We start from the raw sequence: 18,815 nt of genomic DNA, 5'->3' as shown, positions 1-18,815 counted from the left end.
CCCCACAAACAGCGTTCTGCTCAATCTTTACGAGTCGACCAACGGCCGCTATGCATTTATCTGATCTCAAACACCTTCATGTATCCCAGCTCGTGGAAATGGCTATTTCCAACGAGATCGAGGGCGCGAACCGCCTGCGCAAACAAGACCTCATTTTTGCGCTTCTGAAAAACCAGGCCAAAAAAGGCGAAAGCATCTTCGGCGAGGGCACCCTGGAAGTGCTGCCGGACGGCTTCGGTTTCCTGCGCAGCCCCGATACCTCGTATCTGGCTGGCCCGGATGACATCTATGTCAGCCCGTCGCAGATTCGCCGCTTCAATCTGCACACCGGGGACTCCATCGAAGGCGAGATCCGCACCCCCAAGGATGGCGAACGCTACTTCGCGCTGGTGAAGGTGGACAAGGTCAATGGCGAGCCGCCGGAAAACTCCAAGCACAAGATCCTGTTTGAAAACCTCACGCCGCTGTTCCCGACCGAGCAGTTCAAGCTCGAGCGCGACATCCGCAGCGAGGAAAACATTACCAGCCGCATCATCGATCTGATTGCCCCCATTGGCAAAGGCCAGCGCGCCTTGCTGGTGGCACCGCCCAAGTCCGGCAAGACGGTCATGCTGCAGCACATCGCGCATGCCATCACCACCAATCACCCGGAAGCGGTGATGATTGTGCTGCTGATTGACGAGCGTCCGGAAGAAGTGACCGAAATGCAGCGCTCGGTGAAGGGCGAGGTCGTATCCTCCACCTTCGACGAGCCGGCTACCCGCCACGTGCAGGTTGCTGAAATGGTCATCGAAAAAGCCAAGCGTCTGGTTGAACACAAGAAGGACGTGGTCATCCTGCTGGACTCGGTGACCCGTCTGGCCCGCGCCTACAACACCGTGGTACCGGCCTCCGGCAAGGTGCTGACTGGTGGTGTGGATGCCAACGCCCTGCAGCGCCCCAAGCGTTTCTTCGGTGCCGCGCGTAATGTGGAAGAGGGCGGTAGCCTGACCATTATCGCCACCGCGCTGATCGATACCGGCAGCCGCATGGACGATGTGATCTACGAAGAATTCAAGGGTACCGGCAACTGCGAAATCCATCTGGATCGTCGTATGGCGGAAAAGCGCATCTTCCCGGCACTCAACATCAACCGTTCCGGTACCCGTCGCGAAGAGCTGCTGGTGCCGCAAGACCAGCTGCAGCGCATCTGGGTATTGCGCAAGCTGCTGTACCCGATGGACGACATCGAGGCGATGGAATTCCTGCAGGACAAGATCAAGGCCACCAAGTCCAATCTGGCCTTCTTCGACTCCATGCGCCGCTAAGCCGGCAGCAAGAACGGCATTCTGCGGAATGCATAAGCAAAACCCGACGCCGGGCCTGACAAGGTCTGGCGTTTTTGTTGATGATGGTCTGTGATGGAAATCAGTAGCCGCTTTTTTCAGATGGAAGTGTTTTCCGCCCTGGGCACGGTTGCCTTTGCCTTTTCCGGTTATCTGATCGGCGTACGCAAGCAACTGGACCTGCTGGGCATCGTGGTGGTGGCCTTGCTCACCGCCATTGGCGGCGGCATCATCCGCGATGTGCTGGTGGCCAGGGTGCCGTTGGTGTTTTTCGATTACACCAGTCTGGCCATTATTGCCGCCACCTTGCTGGCTTCGGCGCTGCTGCGCCTGCACCGGCGACAGAGCCGCACGCTGGAGCGCTTGTTCATCATTGCCGATTCGCTGGGGCTGGTGGCTTTCAGCATTACCGGTGCCCAGGTCGGGTTGATGTATGACCTGAACGCTTTTGGCGTGGTGTTGCTGGGTTTCATCACCGCAGTCGGGGGCGGCGTGGTGCGCGATATGATGGTGAATGACATTCCCTTCATCTTGCACAAGGATTTTTACGGCACGGTGTCCATACTGGTAGCAGGTGGTCTGTTTGTGATGGACCAGCTGACCTGGGTGAATACCCTGTTATTGCAATTGCTGTTTCTGGCAGGGCTGGCGGTGCGTCTGTTTGCGCACTGGAGTGAGCTGGCCCTGCCCAAGATAGGGCCGCAATCAAAAAAAGGATGACAGCCATGTGGCCGGCGGACAGAGATGAAGCCCAGGACTGGATACGCCAGTGCCTGGCCGGGTTTGTCTTCGATGGACAGGCCGGTGATATTCCGTGGCGCGGCGTGCAGGAGGGGCAGCGACCGGCCGCCGTGCTGGTACCGCTGGTCTGGCACGACAGCGGCCCCACGGTGCTGCTGACCCGACGTACCGAGTCCTTGTCGACGCATGCCGGCCAGGTCAGCTTTCCGGGTGGCAAGGTGGATGCCGAGGACAGCTCGGCCATTGCCGCCGCGCTGCGCGAGGCGCGCGAGGAGATCGGGCTGGCTTCCGAACAGGTGGATGTGCTGGGTGTCTTGCCGCAGTACGTCACCATTACCGGCTTTGTGGTGACACCGGTGGTGGCGATGGTGCAGCCACCCTTGCAGCTAAGCCTGGAGCCGGGCGAGGTGGCCGAGGTATTCGAGCTGCCGTTGCAACTGGCGCTGGATGGCCGGCAGTATGAAAAGCACAGCTACGTGCGCGATGGGGTGGCCGGGCATTATCTGGCCATGCAGTGGCAGCAGTTCACCATCTGGGGGGCGACGGCTGCCATGTTGCGCTTGCTGTCGCAGGCGCTGGACACGGCGGACTGACTCAGTCGGCGTTGCTGTCGCTCAGCATCAGGTCGCGCCCGGCCATCTTGGCCTGATAGAGTAATTTGTCGGCGCGGCTGAGCATGCCGGATGGCGTGTCGCCGGGGCGCCAGTCGGTAATGCCCCCGCTGAAGGTGACTTTCTCGTCGGTAAAGGGAAACACCGTGCCGGCCAGTACTTGCTGTATGCGCGCCATGACTTTTTCCGCATCACGCAAGCGGGTGCAGGGGAAAATCACCAGGAATTCTTCGCCACCGATACGGGCACATACATCGGTGCTACGGGTACAGTCCACCGCGGCATTAGCCACGGCCAGCAGCACATTGTCGCCGGCCTGATGGCCAAAACTGTCATTGAACTGCTTGAAGTGGTCGATATCGAACACGGCTACCGACATCGGCTGACTGTAGCGCTCGCAGCGCTGCAATTCTTCCTTGAGGGCCTGATCGGCATGACGGCGGTTGCTCAGGCGCGTCAGCGGATCGGTGATGGCCATCTCGTTCAGCAGGCGGTTCTTGTCTTCCAGTTCGTTTTCCAAAGCCTTGCGTTCGGAAATATCGTAGAGCGCTATCAGTGCGGCCGGGATCTGCTGCTGCGGCATCAGCTCCACCGAGACGATGGCCCACAGCTTGCTCTGGTCTGCGCGCTCCAGTTCGGCTTCGCGGTTGGAAATGACTTCGCCGCTACGCAGCCAGTCGCAGACCGGCGCCAGCTGCAGCGGCAGATCCAGCATGGCCGATTGGCCATCCGCACGCTGCGGAGCGGCTGGCAGCTGCAGCATGTCGCGCGCCGGTGCATTGGCGCGCAGGATGCGCAGGTTGTCGGTGGCCACCAGCAGCAGCGCCACCGGGGCGGTGTCCAGGGTGAGCCTGGCCAGCTCTTCGCTTTCGCGGATGCGTGCGGCGCTGGCAGACAGCAAGCGGTTCTGGCGGATGCTGGCCAGATGGTTGCGCAGGGTCAGCATGGTCAGGCCAGCGGTAAACAGCCAGGCCAGAATGGCCACCGTGGCCTTGTCGTTATAGGCGCGGGTAAAGTCGCGTTCGGCAATGCCCACCACCACATGGAAGGGAAAGCCTTCCATCAGGCGCGAGCTATAAAGCCGCACTTCCTGATCCAGGATGGAGCGGGCACGAAACTGCAGATAATTGTCGTGGCGGTCGAGTACTTCGGTGCTTTGCAGCTCGTTCAGGGCCTGCTCGGTCCTGCCTTTCTGCGCCGGCCAGCTGGCTTGCAGTACCTGGCGCTGATCCAGCACCAGGATTTCACCGAAACGACCTACCGGCAGCTTGGCCACTTCGGCCTGGAAGAAATGTTTGTCCAGCAGGCCCACTACCATGCCGATGGCTTCGTCATCCTGGTTCAGCAGCTTCTGTACCAGCACGATGCCATCCTGCTCCTGTTCCTGGCGGGTGGAGGTGAAACTGCTGTCCTGGCCGCCATTGCGGTGATACCAGCGGCAGTAGTCGGTTTTCAGCTGGGAGGAGGGGCTGTGCTTCTGGCTGGAATACAGCACGTAGCAGGAGCTATCCAGAATGTCGATCTGCTTCAGATAGGGCATCTGGCGCAGCTTGCCGCGCATCTGCACGTCGATGCGCTGCTCCTGCTCCTGCGACAGCATGTGCTTGTTCAGCAGCAGCTGTACCAGATTGCTGTCGCTGGCACTTTTCAGGATCAGGCTGGTTTCGCGCAAGCCGGACGATAGCCGCTCTTCCAGTAGCTCGGACAAGCCGGCAGCCTGGTTGCGTGCTTCACTCTCGCCCTGACGGCGGGTTCCGGCCAGGTCGAGAATGACCACCAGCAAGGTGCTGGCCAGAAAGATCGCCGCCAGCCATTTGGCGCGCTTGCCCTTTGCCTGTTGTTGCTTGCGCAAGATGTGGTTTTCCCCGTTTAAATGATCGCAGCCTGTACGGCTGTCTTTCCGGTGTGCTCTATCCGGTATACCTCGTAAATCCGCAAATGGACACTTTTACGCTGAGCACGGCGGTGTGCCGGCCTTTATGGCCTCAGTGCTGAAAGCGCATGGACAGGTCGATGGCCTGAATATCCTTGGTGAGCTTGCCGATGGAGATGCGGTCGACCCCGGTTTCGGCGATGGCACGCACGCTGTGCATGTCCACGCCGCCGGAGGCCTCCAGTAGCGCACGGCCGGCGCTCAGCGCCACGGCGGCGCGCATGTCGTCCAGTGACATATTGTCCAGCAGGACGAGTTTGGCACCGCCATCCAGTGCCTGTTGCAGCTCGTCCAGGTTTTCCACCTCGATCTGCAGGCTGACGCCGGGTGGAATGATGCGGAAAGCCTGTTCCAGCGCCTGGCGGATGCCGCCAGCTGCCATGATGTGGTTTTCCTTGATCAGGATGCCGTCGTACAAACCGATGCGCTGGTTGTCGCCACCGCCGACGGTTACTGCGTATTTCTGCGCCAGTCGCAGGCCGGGCAGGGTTTTGCGGGTGTCCAGAATGCGGGCGCGGGTGCCGGCCACCACATCCACATAGCGCCGGGTCTGGGTGGCCACGGCCGACAGGGTTTGCAGGAAGTTGAGCGCAGAGCGCTCGGCCGTGAGCAGGGCGCGGGCCGGGCCGCTGATTTCGCACAGCACACTGCCGGCAGCGATCTTGCGGCCTTCGCGCACCTGCCAGATCACGCTGCAGCGTTCGTCAACCTGACGGAAACACTCTTCAAACCACGCCTTGCCGCACAGCACGGCCTCTTCGCGCAGCAGTACGGTGGCGCAGCCTTCCTCGGACTGCTCGATCAGCTGGGCGGTCCAGTCGGCCTGACCAATATCCTCGGCCAGCGCAATGCTGACCTGTTGGGCGATAAGGTGGTGGGCTGGCTGCTTGCTCATGTCGGAACCCTGATGGCAAAAGCGCTATTGTACCCAGCGATGCCGGTGCTGTGGGGCTTATCGTCGCGGTGGTATCATGCGCAACACCTTGTCGGGCTGGAGTATTCATGGATTTGCCTGCTGTCTTGTTTCCCTTGTGGCTGCTGTGGACGGCGGCGGCTGTGGCCGGGCTGGCGCTGGGTTTTGCCGCCACGCGGGTGCGCTGGCGTCAGCTGGATGCCGCTGCCTGCAACGCCTGGATGGGCGCGGCGGTGTTGCTGCTGGGCCTGTGGCTGATGAAGGGCGGGCTCAAGCCCGGCCTGTCCTTTCACTTGCTGGGGGCGACGGTACTTACCCTGTTGATGGGACCCTGGCTGGCCTTGCTGGCCATGGCGCTGCTGTTGCTGGCGCTGGTGGCCGGCGGCCATGGTGATGTGCTGGCGCTGGGGCTGAACTGGCTGCTGGCAGGTGCACTACCGGTAGCGCTGAGCAGCCTGTTGCTGCAGCTGGCACGGCGACACCTGCCGGCACAGCTGTTTGTCTATGTCTTCCTCAATGCCTTTGTGGCTGGCGGGCTCAGCCTGTTCCTGAGCGGTGCGGCCGGCATGCTGGCGCTGGGTTTGAGCGGTGGCTACGCTGCGGACTATCTGCTGGAAGAGGCGCTGCCCTTCTACTTTTTGCTGTCCTGGTCCGAGGCTTTCATCAGCGGTCTGGTGATGGCCATTCTGATCGTCTACCGGCCGCAGTGGGTCATGACCTTTGATGATGCGGCCTATCTGGGGCGCGGACCGGAAATCTGAGCCGGCTGCCTGCCGGCGCTTCACCCCTTTTCAGGAGAAACAGTCATGCCCTTTGCCCTGTGGAGTATCTTGCTGGTTTCGTTGTTGCCGCTGTTGTGGACCTTGCTGGCCAAGGCGGGCATCCCGTATGACAACCATCAGCCGCGTGTCGGTCTGGCGGCCGCCAGTGGCTGGCGCCAGCGTGCCAACTGGGCGCAGCAGAATGCCTGGGAGGCTTTTCCCAGCTATGCCGCAGCCATGTTGCTGGCGTGGATGATGAAGGTGCCGGTGGGCCGGCTGGATCTGCTGGCTGGGCTGTACCTGCTGCTACGACTGGGACATGGCCTGTGTTACATCGCCGATCAGGCCACGTTGCGTTCGCTGTGCTGGCTGGGTGGCATGGCCATGGTGGTGCTGCTGTTTGTCAGTGCGGCGGGTGTGTTTTAAGTGTACTCAGCTTAACAGGCCTTGCGCCTGCACCGCCTGTCGTACCGCCGGCAGGCCCACGGTGTGAAATGCCTGCCAGCCTGCTTGCTGGGCCGCCTGTACGCATTCGATGTTGTCATCGAAAAACACGATTTGTCCTGCTTCTACCTGCAGTGCTTCTTGCACGTAGTGATAGGCGGCGGCATCCGGCTTGCGCAGGCCGATCAGGTGGGAGGCAAAGCAGGCTTCAAAGTGCTGCAGCAAATCGAATTCGCGCGCGATCTTGCCCCAGTGCAGGGCGTTGTTATTGCTCAGCACGGCCAGCCGGTAGTGCTGGCCCAGCTGCTGCAGCAGTTCATGGGCACCGGCAAATGGCCCTTGCAGCCAGTCGTCCAGCGCCTGCAGCATGGCCTCGGTACTGATGCCCAGTTGCAGCTTGTCTGCCATCAGTGCGGCGAATTCGCGTGGTGTAGCCCGGCCGCTGTCCAATAGTGCCACTTCTGGTGTATGTAGCCAGAATTGCCTGGCCTGCTCGCGGCTCAGCCGGCCCTGCGACAGTGCCATCAGCGGATCGATACCGTTCCAGTCCACCAGCACACCACCCAGATCGAAGACCAGTACCGGTGCGTGTTGCAGTGTATGTGTCTGTTGCATGATGGTTCGCTTTGTCGTGGCCGGGTTTTACCAGACCAGTGGTTCGGCTTCCAGTTCCACGCCATAGCGCTGGCGCACCGCATCCTGTACATGGCGGGCCAGTGCCCACATCTGGCTGCCACTGGCCTGGCCATGGTTGACCAGCACCAGGGCCTGGCGTTCATGCACACCGGCATCGCCCTGGCGATAGCCTTTCAGGCCCGCCTGCTCGATCAGCCAGCCTGCCGCCAGTTTCACCCGGCCTGGGCCGGCCGGGTAATGCGGCAGGGCCGGGAAGCGCTGCAGCAGTGCATCGGCCTGGGCTTGCTCAATCACCGGGTTCTTGAAGAAGCTGCCGGCATTGCCCAGTACGGCGGGGTCTGGCAGTTTGCTGGCGCGGATGGCCATCACCACATCGCTGACATCCAGTGGCGTGGGGTGATGGATGCCGCGTTTTTCCAGCTCCTGCTGGATGTCACCGTAGCCGGTTTTCAATTGCGGCTGGCGCGACAACCTGAACCGCACTGCCGTCACCAGCAGCCGGCCAGCGGCCTCGTGCTTGAAAACGCTGTCGCGATAGCTGAAACGGCAGGCCGCGTTATCCAGTTCCAGCGCGGTGCCATTTGCGGTCAGGTCGGCGCATACGACCTGGGCAATGCGGTCTTTCACTTCCACGCCATAGGCACCGATGTTCTGCACCGGGCAGGCCCCCACGGTGCCGGGAATCAGGCTGAGGTTTTCCAGCCCGTACCAGCCTTGTTGCAGGCTGTAGCGCACGAAGTCATGCCAGCTTTCGCCGGCTGCGGCTTCCACCAGCACGCTGTCGGCGCTTTCTTCCAGCAAGCGGATGCCGCGTAGCGCCACCTTGATCACCAGGCCGGGGTAGTCGCGTGTCAGCAGCAGATTGCTGCCACCACCCAGCCACAACACCGGACCCGCCTGGTAGGGGCTGCTGGCCAGCAGCGCCGGTAACTGCGCCGTGTCATCCAGTTGGCAGAAGTGGGTAGCCTGCACCGCCATGCCAAAGGTGTTGTGGGGCTTGAGTGAAATATGCGACTGAATGGCGAGTGTCATCTTCAGCTTTCTTATGGGGTTTGACGGTGCAGGCGGCGGCGACTTTCGCGCGCCAGATAGCTGACCAAGAGCAGGGCGGCGATGCTCAGGCTGAATACCAGTGCCAGCCAGAAGCCGTAGATACCCATGGGGGCGACCAGCCAGTCGGTTAGCCCCAGCGTGATGCCCAGGCCCAGCCCGATACCCCAGAAGGCGGTGATGTGAATGATCATCGGCACCGTGGTCAGTTTGTAGCCGCGCAGCGCGCCGGAGGCGATGGTCTGGGCGGCATCGGTCAGCTGGAATACCGCAGCGAACAGCAGCAGGGCCGAGCCCATGGCGATCACCTGCGGGTCGGGCGAGTAAACCGCCATGATGTCCTGGCGCAGCCACAGCACCAGCAACATGGTGCCCACGGCGGTGGCCAGCCCCACCAGCAGGCCCACGCCGGCCACGAAACGGGCGCCATGATAATCGCCGGCACCGGCCCGCTGGCCCACGCGCACGGTAAGGGCGGTGGAGATGCTTTGCGGCAGCATGTAAATGATGCTGGAGAAGTTCAGCACCGATTGATGGCTGGCCACCACCGTCATGCCCAGCTTGGCAATCAGCAGGGCGATAAAGGAAAACAGGCTCACTTCCACAAAGAAGGACAGGCCGATGGGTAGGCCCAGCTTGAGAAATGCGCCATAGCGCTTCCAGTCCGGCCAGCTCATCTGGCGGGTCAGGCCGTAGGGGCGGAAATGGCGGTGCCAGCAGATATAGGCAAACAGGGTGAGGCAGTTGAACCAGAACACGATGCCGGTGGCCCAGCCGCAGCCGGCACCCCCCAGGCGCGGCAGGCCGAACAGGCCGTGGATCAGGGCGTAATTGAGCGGAACGTTCAGTGCCAGGGCAATAAGGCTCACTACCATGATGACGCGTGGCCGGTTCAGGCTGGAAGCATAGGCGTGCAGGGCGCGGTGCATCATGGCAGCCGGCATGCCGACAGCAGCGCCGGTGATGAACAGCATCACCTTGTCTTCCACATCGGTGGGCAATTGCAGCCACAGCCGCAAGGGATGCTCGGCCAACAGCATGGCAGCCGCACCGAGCAGGCCGACGAACAGGCTGAACCAGATGCCTTGTCTGCCGGTTTCGCCTAGCTGATCGGTCTGGCCTGCACCCAGTTGGTGGGACAGTACCGGATTGAGCGCGGTCACCACCCCCATCAGCGTGACATACACGGTAATGAAAATGCTGGCACCCAGTGATACGGCAGCCAGATCATCGGTGCTGACCCGGCCAGCCATCACGGTATCGACAAAGCCGGTGGCGACCTGGGCGATCTGGGCAATCATCATCGGCAGGGCGAGGCGGCTGATCTGGCGGGCTTCGGTGCTGATGGCACCGGGAGGGGCGCTTTTCAGTTGCTGCAACATGGCGGTGCGTCAATTCGGCGGGGTGGGCAAGCGCTCCATTATAAGGAGCGCCCGGCTACCCTGTCTTGCCCAATGGCGACGCCGCGCAACAGCACGGGCGCGCAATGCGGTGCTTGGGCGGCGGCAACACGACACGCTCAGAAGCGTACCGGCGTCTCGCGGCGCAGGTCACAGCTGATGATCAGCTCCTTGCCAAAACGGTTATTGATGGTGAGTGCGTCCATCAGGCCCACGTCATGAATGGTCAGCAGCCGGTTGTCCAGCTGGCTGTCATAGCCAAGCTGGCTGGCGAAGTCGATCAGTGCTTGCAGCGGCAGGGTAGTGTCGGCGCACAGGGGGGTGGCAGTCAGGCTGCCTTGTAAGGGGCGTTTTCTTCCCACGGCATCGTATACGGCAAAGGAAAAGTCGCTACAGCTATCTTGCAGGCAATCGTACATGGTGAAACTCCATCGGGTATGAGTGAGCGCTGTTGCGTGCCCGACTCTCCGTCAGGCGACGCTTTAGCAGGATTTTTGGGCGCCCTGCAAGTTGTCGATTAACTCGGCGCCTGTGCTCCGGCCTTGGCCGGAGACGGTAAAACCAGAACTGCTTACAACAAACAACATGCCCGATGTCGCATAGCGAGCGCACTATGACGGAAAAAGAAAAACCCGCCGGCCAGAAGAGCGCAGCGGGTTATCCGACTCACGCTTTAGCTGGCATTTATAGTGCGCCCAGCAAGCTGTATCAAATCGGCGCATGAGAAAAGATTATTCCTGACCAGATAGCCTGTCAAGCCCTGTTGTGTGCGGGCCACTGTTGCAGAAATTCCTGCCAGTGTCCGCCGGTTTGGCTCAGCAGTTGTGCCAGTTTTTGTTCATGCTGGCTGCGAGTGAGTGCAGAAATCTGCCCTTGCAGCGCGGCCAGGCGCAGCCACATCAGGTAATGGCAGGCAGCGCGCTGCGCGCTGCTCTCCAGCAGACCGGGCAACTGTCCTGCCGCTGCGGCAGCCCAGGATTGCGGCGCATCGTAATCGGCAATGCGCGGCAGGCCGCACAGGCCGGCCATTTCCTGCTGCGGCACACAGCCGGGCTGTGCGCCCTGGCACAGCAGGCGGCTCAGCTCCAGCGTCTGGCCGAACAGGCCTGTGGGGCCGCCAGGAAACGCCACATTGTGCAACATGGCCCGGTGGCGCAATACCGGCAACAGCAACTGGGAACCCTGCCAGCTGACAATTTGCGGCATATGTTCATTCAGCAGTGCCGCCAGCGCTTGCAGCATGGCCGCTTCGTCCTGTCCGGCTGCCGACTGGTGCAGCGCCACTTCCTGCCGGCTATGCAGCACGGCATTGACCGCGACCACGCGATGCAGGTGGTAGGGCATGAATTCATCCGCCCGGCTGGCCCGGCTGCGCTGCAGGGCAAAGTAGACGACATCGGCATCGCTGATTTGCGCATCCAGCTGATACAGGGTACGGATGCCGGCGACATCGGGCAGGGTCTGGATATCCAGGGCGAGTAAGGGAATCACGTGGTGTCTTCACACAGAAATGGCGGCAATGGTGTGCGATTCTAGGCCGGCTGCGCACGGCGGGCAATCGCGGCGGCGTGGGTCTGGCCATGGTCATCGCGATTAAATGGGCCATGGCGGTGTATCTTGTCAGAAGATTCAGGCTATAATCTGCCGCTTGAATTCCTTTCTTGCGAATCCCTTCATTCCACGTCCTTATTCCTCTAAATGATCCGCAAGCTTATCCGTAAAGTATTGGAGCTGCCGTCAGGCATGGGCAAACGCCGTAGCAAACCACGCGTGATTCCGCTGTCCCAGCATGGCGTACGCCGCGATCAGCTCAGCAATGCTGCGCTCAAGGTGACTTCCCGCTTACAGGAAGCCGGTTTCTCTGCCTTTGTGGTAGGGGGAGCCGTGCGCGACCTGTTGCTGGATGTTTCTCCCAAAGATTTTGACGTCGCCACCAATGCCACGCCGGAACAGGTGCATCATCTGTTCCGCCGCTCGCGCATCATTGGCCGTCGCTTCCGCATCGTGCACGTGATGGTGGGGCCGGAAACCATCGAGGTCACCACCTTCCGTGGCGGTGGCATCGATGATCAGAATGAGTCTGGCCGCATCATGGCCGACAATACTTTCGGTAGCCAGGAAGAGGACGCACATCGCCGTGACTTCACCGTCAATGCGCTGTTCTTCGATCCTTCTGACGAATCCATCATCGACTACCACCACGGGGTCAAGGACCTGAAGGCGAAGAGACTGGTGATGATAGGCCAGCCGGCACGCCGCTATCAGGAAGATCCGGTGCGCATGCTGCGCGCGGTACGCCTGGCGGCCAAGCTGGGTTTCGAGATCGACGACGACACCCGCAAGCCGATTCGCGCCCACGCCCATCTGCTGCGCAAGGAGCCGCCGGCGCGCCTGTTTGACGAAATGCTCAAGCTGCTGATGTCCGGCCATGCCTACGCCTGCCTGAAGAAATTGCGCGACGAAGGCTTGTCGCGCGGTGTCTTCCCGCTGCTGGATGCCGTGATGGGTGAGGACGGCGACGACTTGTTCCTGCAACTGGGGCTGCAAAGCACTGATGCGCGCATTCGTGCCGACAAGCCGGTATCGGTCGGTTTCCTGTTGGCCACCTTGCTGTGGCAACAGGTGAACCAGCACTGGCAGCAGCATATCGCCGCCGGTGAAAAGCCCTTGCCCGCCTTGCAACTGGCCATTTCTGATGTGGAAAACGAGCAGGACAACGATTTTGCCATTCCGCGCCGTTTCAGCGTGACCATGCGTGAAATCTGGACACTGCAGGCCCGTTTCGACAGCCGCAGTGGTGCGCGTCCTTACCGCTTCCTCGAACAGCCGCGTTTCCGAGCCGCCTTCGACTTCATGGCTCTGCGTGCCGAAGCCGGCGAGCTGCCGCTGAGCCTGGTGGAGTGGTGGGAAGCCTTCCAGCGTGGCGATCAGGCCGAGCGTGAAGCGCTGATCAATGACGCCAAGAACAGCGGTGAGGAAGAACCGGCGAAAAAACGCCGTCGCCGTCGTCCATCCGGCCGTCGCCGTACCGATCAGGCCGGCGGAGGGGGAGAGGCCGCGTGAGCCTAGCCTACGTCGCTCTGGGAAGTAACCTGGAGCAACCGGCTGACCAGATCAGGGCCGCGCTCGCGGCCCTTGCCGCTCTTGACGGCAGCCAGCTGCTCAGCCATTCCTCGCTCTACCTCACCACGCCGGTGGGTTATCTCGACCAGCCCGACTTCATCAATGCCGTTGCCCTGCTGGAAACCGCGCTGACGCCTTATCAGCTACTGGATGCGCTGATGCAGATCGAGGCCGGTTTCGGCCGCGAACGCAGCTTCCGCAACGCACCGCGGGTGCTGGATCTGGACGTTTTGTTGTATCAGGACACCGTACTGGACGACCCGCAACTGCTGTTGCCGCATCCGCGCATGCACCAGCGGGCCTTTGTCATGGTACCGTTGGCGGAAATTGCCCCCGGCCAGCAGGTGGGGGAACACGGTCTGGCCGCCGACATTGCTGCTGCACTGGATTGTGCCGGCGTGGTGCGGCTGGAGTCGTCTGCTCAGCCAAGGAGACAAGCATGAGTCAGAGTCATTTGCGCTATGTGGTGGTGGAAGGGCCGATCGGTTCCGGCAAATCGGCGCTGGCGCGCCGTCTGGCGGGCTACTGGGGCGTGCAATTGCTGGCGGAAGACCCGGCATCCAACCCTTTCCTGCCGCGTTTTTACCGCAATGTGGCCTTGCACGGTCTGGCCACTCAGCTGACTTTTCTGATGCAGCGCGCCGACATGGCACGTGGCATGTTGCTGGGCGATAGCCTGGCCAGCCCGGTGGTATCGGATTTCCTGTTCGAAAAAGACGCCCTGTTTGCCCGGGTGAACCTGGACGAGCAGGAACTGGCGCTGTATCAGCGCCTGGCGCAGCAATTGTTGCCGCAATACCCGGTACCTGACCTGGTGATTTACCTGCAAGCCTCCGAGCAGGTCTTGCTGGATCGCAGTGCCGCCCGTGCCAGCGAACTGGAACAGAACTTCCCGGAAGGCTACCTGAAGCGCGTGCACGCCGCTTACAGCGAGTTCTTCCATCAATACGAAGCAGCCCCCTTGCTCATCGTCAATACCGACCACCTCGAGCTGGTTGATGGTAACGAGGATTTCGAGCTATTGTTGCGCTGCATCAGCGAGATGCGCGGACAGCGCAGCTATTTCAACAAGAGCGTCTGAATACAAGTGACGCCTTGCATTTCCCGACCACACCGAGGAAGTACAGGTATGAAAATTACCGTCAACACCCTGCAGAAGATGGCCGCCGAAGGCCAGAAGATCGTCATGCTCACCAGCTATGACGCAAGCTTTTCCACCCTCCTTGATCAGGCGGGTGTGGAGATTCTGCTGGTGGGTGATTCACTGGGCATGGTGATCCAGAACCGCGATTCCACGCTGCCGGTAACCATGGAAGAAATGGTTTACCACACCCGCTGTGTCGCCGCCGGCGCCGGCGATGCCATGGTGCTGAGCGACCTGCCTTTCGGCAGCTATCAGGAAAGCCCGCAGCAGGCTTTCGCCAATGCCGCCCGCCTGATGCAGGCCGGTGCGCACATGGTGAAGCTGGAAGGTGGCCGTTTCATGGCGGAAACCACCCGTTTTCTGGTGGAGCGCGGCATTCCGGTCTGTTCGCACATCGGCCTCACCCCGCAGTTCGTCAACACCTTTGGCGGCTACCGGGTGCAGGGCAAGAGCGAGAGCGACGCTGAACGCCTGCTGGATGACGCCCGCCAACTGGCCGACGCCGGTGCCAGCCTGGTGTTGATGGAATGTGTGCCGGCCGATCTGGCCCGCCGCGTCACCGAAACGCTTGCCGTACCCACCATCGGCATTGGTGCCGGTGCCGAGGTCAGCGGCCAGGTACTGGTATTGCACGACATCCTCGGTGTCTATCCGGGCAAGAAAGCCCGCTTCGTCAAGAGTTTCATGAATGAGGCAGGCAGCATCCAGGGTGCGGTCGAGGCCTATGTCAAGGCAGTCAAGGCCGGCAGCTTCCCCGCTGCCGAGCACACCTTCTAAGCCAAAAGGGTAAGGAAATGGAAATCATCCGTAGCGTGGCAGCCATGCGTGCATGGCGTGGCCAGGCCGGCAAGCTGGCTTTTATACCCACCATGGGCAATCTGCACGAGGGCCATCTGGCCCTGGTTGAGGCGGCGCACCAGCACGCCGACAAGGTGGTGGTCAGCATTTTTGTCAATCGCCTGCAATTTGGTCAGGGCGAAGATTTCGACGCTTATCCGCGCACCTTTGAATCCGACTGTGCCAAGCTTGAGGCGGCCGGGGTGAATGCGCTGTTCTTTCCCACCGAAGCCGAGCTTTACCCGCGTGTGAAGCAGGATTTCAATGTCGAGCCGCCGCATATTCAGGACGAGCTGTGCGGCGCTTTCCGCCCCGGTCATTTCCGTGGTGTGGCCACCGTGGTCAGCAAGCTCTTCAATATTGTGCAGCCTGATGTGGCCTGCTTCGGCAAAAAGGACTTCCAGCAGCTGCATGTGATCAAGGCCATGGTCGACGACCTGAATATTCCGGTGGCAGTCATTCCGGTAGATACCGGCCGTGCCGAAGACGGCCTGGCCTTGTCCTCGCGTAATGGCTATCTGACGGCAGAGGAACGTGCCGAAGCCCCGCGCCTGTACCGCAATCTGTCTGCCATGCGTGCCGCCCTGCTGGCCGGCGATAGCGATTACGCTACGCTGGAAGCCAATGCCAGTGCCGATCTGCAGCAGGCAGGCTGGGTGGTGGATTATGTCGAAGTACGTCAGGCCGATACCCTGGAAGTGGCCCATGCCGGCGAAAAGCGCCTGGTGGTGCTGGCTGCCGCCCGCCTGGGCCGTACCCGTTTGATCGATAATGTGGAAGTGTCCCGCTAAGCCGGGCCAGGAAAGACCGTACCATGCAGCGCATCATGCTCAAGTCCAAGCTTCATCGTGTTACTACCACCCACGCCGAACTGCATTACATCGGCTCCTGCGCCATCGACGAAAACCTGCTGGAAGCAGCGGATATTCGCGAATACGAAGAAGTGCAGATCTGGAACGTCAATAATGGCGAACGTTTTGCCACTTATGCCATCAAGGCCGAGCGTGGCTCCGGTGTGATTTCGGTGAATGGTTCGGCTGCGCGTCGTGCCGCCCCGGGCGACTTGCTGATCATCGCCTCTTTTGCCCAGTACGAAGATGCCGAGCTGGCCAATCACCAGCCCAAGCTGGTGTTCGTGGACGAGCGCAACCAGATGACGGCGCTGGACAGCAAGACCCCGACCCAGCCGGCCTGAGTACCAGACAAGCAGGCAAACCTGGCGAAAGCGATGCTGCGGCATCGCTTTTTTCATGGCATCGACTGACTCAGCCGCCCGCCACCGGCCATGCTTTGCATGGTTGTTTATAACTGTCTATAGTTTCTGAATGAGTTGCCGCACCAGCCCGGCCGGCTGGTTCGTTTGCCACGACAGGAGCATGACATGAGCAGCATTCTGCATGGAGGCTGTCTGTGTGGTGCCGTGCATTACCGGGTGCATGGCCAGCCTTTTCACGTGACCCACTGCCACTGCGTCAGTTGTCGCAAGGCCAGCGGTGCGGCTTTCGTCACCTGGTTCACCATCCGGCTGATCGAGCTGGAGTGGCTGGGAGAGAAGCCGCTGTTTTACCATTCTTCCGCTGCCGCCATGCGCGGGTTTTGCCCGCATTGCGGTGCTACGCTCAGCTATCAGCACGAATCTGATCCGGACGATATCGACCTCACGGCCGCTTCGCTGGATGTGCCGGAACTGCTGGCACCGGAGTTCCATATCTGGTGGCAGGACCATATCAGCTGGGGCGAGCCGCAACAGCAAGCAGCCTTGCCGGTACATGCGCGCAGCCGCGACTGAGCACGGCTGCGTCGCTGTGTTTACAGCAGCGGCGTGGCCGACACGATCACGCCATCTTCGTCGGCATACAGCCATTCGCCCGGCACGAAGGTGACGCCACCAAAGGTCACCGCCAGGTCGCGCTGGCCTTCGCCACGTTTTACCGATTTGAGCGGGTGGGTATTCAGTGCGCGAATGCCCAGCGGCAGCTGGTTGAGCGCGACCGAATCGCGGATGCAGCCGTAGATCACCACGCCATCCCAATGATTGGCCACTGCCAGGTCGCCGATCTGATCCCCCAGCAAGGCGCAGCGCAGCGAGCCGCCGCCATCCACCACCAGTACCTTGCCATGGCCATCCTGCGCCAGGGTTTCCCGGACCAGGGTGTTGTCTTCAAACAGTTTGAGGGTGACGATCTGGCCATAAAAACGCTGATGATTGCCATAGCGCTGGAATAGCGGCTCCACCACGCGGACATGGCCTTCGTTGGCATCGCACAGATCGGTTGTCAGAAAACTCATGCTCTTTCTCCTTGGCAGATGATGGTTGCGCTGGATGGCGGACGCAAAAAAGCCGCCTTGCGGCGGCTTGTTGCATACATCAATCCAGGCGTAGCGGTACAAACAATGTACTGTCCTGGCGGCGGACCAGCAGGGCGATATTGCCACGGGCACTGGCCAGCGCCTTTTCAAAGCTCTTCACCGTGGTGATTTCATTCTGATTCAGGCCCATGATGATATCGCCATGCAGCAAGCCGGAGCGGGCTGCCGCGCCCTGTGCCTTCTGCACCAGCAGGCCGCCGTTCAGCCCCAGCTCGCTGCGCTGCTTGGCGGTCAGTTCGGTGACGGTCAGGCCGAGCTTGCCAAACTGGAAGTTCTGCGGCGCAGCTTCATCTTGCTGTTTGGCCTGCGGTGTGACTTCCGCTGCCAGTTCGCCCAGCGTGGCCTGAATGGTTTTCTCCTCGCCCTTGCGCCATACCGACAGCTTGACCTTGGCACCGGGCTGCAGCGAACCCACCATCATTGGCAGATCCTTGGAGCTTTCGATGGCACGGTCATCCAGCTTGAGGATGATGTCCCCGGTCTGCAGGCCGGCCTTGCCAGCCGGGCCTTGCGGATCGACACGCACCACCAGCGCACCACTGGGGCGTGGCAGGCCGAAGGATTGCGCCAGCTCTTGCGACACTTCCTGGATATTGATGCCCAGCTGGCCACGGCTGACCTTGCCCTTGGCCTTGATCTGCTCGGCCACATTCATGGCCAGGTCGATTGGAATGGCGAAGGAAATCCCCATGAAACCACCGGAGCGGCTGTAGATCTGCGAATTGATGCCGACCACTTCACCCTTCAGGTTGAACAGTGGGCCACCGGAGTTGCCCGGATTGATGGCGACGTCGGTCTGGATGAACGGTACGTAGTTTTCATCCGGCAGGCTACGGCCCTTGGCCGAGACAATGCCAGCGGTGACGGTGTTTTCAAAGCCGAAGGGCGCGCCGATGGCTGCCACCCATTCCCCGACCTTGAGCTGGGACGGGCTACCCACCTTGACCACCGGCAGGCTGGAGGCATCCACTTTCAGCAGTGCCACGTCGGTACGCTTGTCCAGGCCGACCAGGCGGGCTTTCAGCTCGCGCTTGTCGGTCAGCATGACCTTGATCTGGCTGCCGCCATTCACCACGTGGGCATTGGTCATGATGAAGCCGTCATCGCTGATGATGAAGCCGGAACCGAAAGAGATGCTTTCTTCCGGGGTCTGATCCTGCTGATTGGGCTGGTTGGGGATGAAGCGCTTGAAGAAATCGAATAGCGGATCGTCTTCCGGCACCGGGAAGGGCATTTCACTTTGCTGTGGCGCCGCATCGGTGCGATTGGCCTGAATGTTCACCACTGCCGGCCCGTCGCGTTCGACCAGTTGGGTGAAGTCAGGCAGCAACATGGCGACGCGACCGTCCGACTGGGCAGGAACCGCGACCGGAGCCGGCTGGTTCTGCTTGTGGAACAGGCTTTCGATCTTGTCGCAACCCGAGAGCAACGACGCAGCCAGAAGGGCGCCGACAATGGTGCGAAGATACGGAGTCACAGAGTTATCCTTTCGGGGAGGCTTTCAGACGGATATAGGGGCGATCCGCT

At 61.1% G+C, this 18,815-nt stretch carries 21 protein-coding genes; 12 read left to right on the top strand and 9 right to left on the bottom strand.

Going from position 1 to position 18,815, the window contains the following annotated elements; all coding sequences use genetic code 11:
• Positions 1-50 precede the first annotated feature (50 nt).
• The 3 genes from rho (at position 51) to DBR44_RS07885 (ending at position 2,659) form a co-directional block, all read left to right on the top strand.
• A complete protein-coding gene (rho, locus tag DBR44_RS07895; protein ID WP_103522856.1) occupies positions 51-1,307 on the top strand; it encodes a transcription termination factor Rho in 1,257 nt (418 codons plus the stop codon).
• Between the two features lie 93 nt (positions 1,308-1,400).
• Positions 1,401-2,045, top strand: coding sequence for a trimeric intracellular cation channel family protein (locus tag DBR44_RS07890; RefSeq protein ID WP_233578429.1), 645 nt, complete (start codon positions 1,401-1,403; stop codon positions 2,043-2,045).
• Positions 2,046-2,050: 5 nt separating this feature from the next.
• Positions 2,051-2,659: a CoA pyrophosphatase gene (locus tag DBR44_RS07885; RefSeq protein ID WP_124643545.1), complete on the top strand. Its 609-nt coding sequence runs from the start codon at positions 2,051-2,053 to the stop codon at positions 2,657-2,659.
• A 1-nt stretch (position 2,660) separates the two neighbouring features.
• Here DBR44_RS07885 and DBR44_RS07880 read toward each other — a convergent pair whose 3' ends face one another.
• Positions 2,661-4,529, bottom strand: a complete 1,869-nt coding sequence (locus tag DBR44_RS07880) for a diguanylate cyclase (RefSeq protein WP_124643544.1) — start codon at positions 4,527-4,529, stop codon at positions 2,661-2,663.
• A 133-nt stretch (positions 4,530-4,662) separates the two neighbouring features.
• Complete coding sequence (gene nadC, locus DBR44_RS07875) at positions 4,663-5,505, bottom strand: carboxylating nicotinate-nucleotide diphosphorylase (protein WP_124643543.1); 843 nt, start codon at positions 5,503-5,505, stop codon at positions 4,663-4,665.
• A gap of 107 nt (positions 5,506-5,612) precedes the next feature.
• On the opposite strand from nadC, the gene DBR44_RS07870 reads away from it, so the two are divergent.
• Positions 5,613-6,284, top strand: a complete 672-nt coding sequence (locus DBR44_RS07870; RefSeq protein ID WP_124643542.1) for an energy-coupling factor ABC transporter permease — start codon at positions 5,613-5,615, stop codon at positions 6,282-6,284.
• A 45-nt stretch (positions 6,285-6,329) separates the two neighbouring features.
• A complete protein-coding gene (locus tag DBR44_RS07865; protein ID WP_124643541.1) occupies positions 6,330-6,710 on the top strand; it encodes an MAPEG family protein in 381 nt (126 codons plus the stop codon).
• Positions 6,711-6,716: 6 nt separating this feature from the next.
• Here the strand turns inward: DBR44_RS07865 and DBR44_RS07860 are convergent, their stop codons facing one another.
• The 5 genes from DBR44_RS07860 to DBR44_RS07840 form a co-directional block, all read right to left on the bottom strand.
• A complete protein-coding gene (locus DBR44_RS07860) occupies positions 6,717-7,343 on the bottom strand; it encodes an HAD family hydrolase (protein WP_124643540.1) in 627 nt (208 codons plus the stop codon).
• 27 nt (positions 7,344-7,370) lie between these two features.
• Positions 7,371-8,396, bottom strand: a complete 1,026-nt coding sequence (murB, locus tag DBR44_RS07855; protein ID WP_124643539.1) for a UDP-N-acetylmuramate dehydrogenase — start codon at positions 8,394-8,396, stop codon at positions 7,371-7,373.
• Between the two features lie 11 nt (positions 8,397-8,407).
• On the bottom strand, positions 8,408-9,796 hold the full coding sequence (locus tag DBR44_RS07850) for an MATE family efflux transporter (protein WP_124643538.1): 1,389 nt from the start codon (positions 9,794-9,796) through the stop codon (positions 8,408-8,410).
• A 137-nt stretch (positions 9,797-9,933) separates the two neighbouring features.
• Positions 9,934-10,233 (bottom strand): hypothetical protein, encoded by a 300-nt coding sequence (locus DBR44_RS07845; RefSeq protein ID WP_124643537.1) that lies wholly within the window; start codon positions 10,231-10,233, stop codon positions 9,934-9,936.
• A 334-nt stretch (positions 10,234-10,567) separates the two neighbouring features.
• Complete coding sequence (locus DBR44_RS07840; RefSeq protein WP_124643536.1) at positions 10,568-11,305, bottom strand: hypothetical protein; 738 nt, start codon at positions 11,303-11,305, stop codon at positions 10,568-10,570.
• Between the two features lie 207 nt (positions 11,306-11,512).
• On the opposite strand from DBR44_RS07840, the gene pcnB reads away from it, so the two are divergent.
• The 7 genes from pcnB to DBR44_RS07805 all read left to right on the top strand — a co-directional run bounded on the left by pcnB (position 11,513) and on the right by DBR44_RS07805 (position 16,707).
• Positions 11,513-12,877, top strand: coding sequence for a polynucleotide adenylyltransferase PcnB (gene pcnB, locus DBR44_RS07835; RefSeq protein WP_124643535.1), 1,365 nt, complete (start codon positions 11,513-11,515; stop codon positions 12,875-12,877).
• Positions 12,874-13,380, top strand: coding sequence for a 2-amino-4-hydroxy-6-hydroxymethyldihydropteridine diphosphokinase (folK, locus tag DBR44_RS07830; protein WP_124643534.1), 507 nt, complete (start codon positions 12,874-12,876; stop codon positions 13,378-13,380). The genes pcnB and folK overlap by 4 nt, the downstream gene beginning before the upstream one ends.
• The gene (locus DBR44_RS07825) at positions 13,377-14,018 is read left to right on the top strand and encodes a deoxynucleoside kinase (protein ID WP_124643533.1); all 642 of its coding nucleotides are present in this window, start codon (positions 13,377-13,379) and stop codon (positions 14,016-14,018) included. The genes folK and DBR44_RS07825 overlap by 4 nt, the downstream gene beginning before the upstream one ends.
• A gap of 48 nt (positions 14,019-14,066) precedes the next feature.
• Positions 14,067-14,858 (top strand): 3-methyl-2-oxobutanoate hydroxymethyltransferase, encoded by a 792-nt coding sequence (gene panB / locus DBR44_RS07820; protein WP_124643532.1) that lies wholly within the window; start codon positions 14,067-14,069, stop codon positions 14,856-14,858.
• A 17-nt stretch (positions 14,859-14,875) separates the two neighbouring features.
• Entirely contained in the window at positions 14,876-15,709 is an 834-nt protein-coding gene (gene panC / locus DBR44_RS07815; protein WP_124643531.1) for a pantoate--beta-alanine ligase, read from the top strand.
• Between the two features lie 23 nt (positions 15,710-15,732).
• Positions 15,733-16,113, top strand: coding sequence for an aspartate 1-decarboxylase (gene panD, locus DBR44_RS07810; RefSeq protein WP_124643530.1), 381 nt, complete (start codon positions 15,733-15,735; stop codon positions 16,111-16,113).
• 186 nt (positions 16,114-16,299) lie between these two features.
• Positions 16,300-16,707, top strand: coding sequence for a GFA family protein (locus DBR44_RS07805; RefSeq protein ID WP_233578426.1), 408 nt, complete (start codon positions 16,300-16,302; stop codon positions 16,705-16,707).
• Positions 16,708-16,727: 20 nt separating this feature from the next.
• Here DBR44_RS07805 and rraA read toward each other — a convergent pair whose 3' ends face one another.
• Together rraA and DBR44_RS07795 are read right to left on the bottom strand one after the other, a co-directional pair.
• Entirely contained in the window at positions 16,728-17,207 is a 480-nt protein-coding gene (rraA, locus tag DBR44_RS07800) for a ribonuclease E activity regulator RraA (RefSeq protein WP_124643529.1), read from the bottom strand.
• 79 nt (positions 17,208-17,286) lie between these two features.
• Positions 17,287-18,765, bottom strand: coding sequence for a DegQ family serine endoprotease (locus tag DBR44_RS07795; RefSeq protein ID WP_124643528.1), 1,479 nt, complete (start codon positions 18,763-18,765; stop codon positions 17,287-17,289).
• Positions 18,766-18,815 lie beyond the last annotated feature (50 nt).

It is taken from the genome of Aquitalea sp. FJL05 (genome assembly GCF_003852595.1).
Classification (GTDB): domain Bacteria; phylum Pseudomonadota; class Gammaproteobacteria; order Burkholderiales; family Chromobacteriaceae; genus Aquitalea; species Aquitalea aquatilis.
Note: the sequence above shows the minus strand (reverse complement) of the source record. Positions and strands in the feature narration are given on the sequence as shown.